This is a genomic window from Spirosoma harenae (genome assembly GCF_054776975.1).
Map to the genome: position 1 here is coordinate 1 of NZ_BAAHBD010000044.1, position 592 is coordinate 592.

Here is a 592-nt window from a genome sequence, read left to right on the forward strand (position 1 = left end):
CCTGGTTTTTCACCGTCAGACGGGCCGTGAACACAATTTGCTCACTAGCCCCTACGTGCAGACTATCGATATGCTTCCAGATAGCTCCGTTCGATACCGTGCTGCCAACCGGGGCCGAGACTAGCTCCAGACCAGTCGGCAACACATCTCGTACATCGATGTTTTTCGCTGTATGGGTGCCCTGGTTGCTCACCGTCAAGGTGTAGGTCACTGGGGCACCATTCTGTACATAACCAACGCTCGCCAGTTTGACAATGCTCACATCCGTATCCACTGTATCGGCAGCGCAATTGAAGACCTTCACTGTAATCTTCGAGGGCGGACTTACGCAACCCTGCGCCGTTTTCTCCACCACCCAGTAGTTGCCTTCGCACACCGAATCCGGACGAATCACGATGTTGGAGGTCACACATTCGCAAATGCGATACGTGTAGGTACTGCCCGCTGTGGTTGTCGACAAGGCTTTGGTCAGATCCACAATCTTCTCCGGACAGTTGTTGCGCAGGTTATGCACCAGCGGTGGCATCACCGGTTGGGCAATGTTCACCACTACCTCCTCCGACTTGACCGAGCTACACCCATTTGCGTCCAT

Annotated in this window: 1 protein-coding gene; it reads right to left on the reverse strand. The window is 54.2% G+C overall.

Features of this window, described 5'->3' with window-relative positions; all coding sequences use genetic code 11:
- On the reverse strand, positions 1 to 592 hold a 592-nt coding region (locus ACYVE4_RS31025), incomplete at both ends, for a DUF11 domain-containing protein (RefSeq protein ID WP_461044310.1).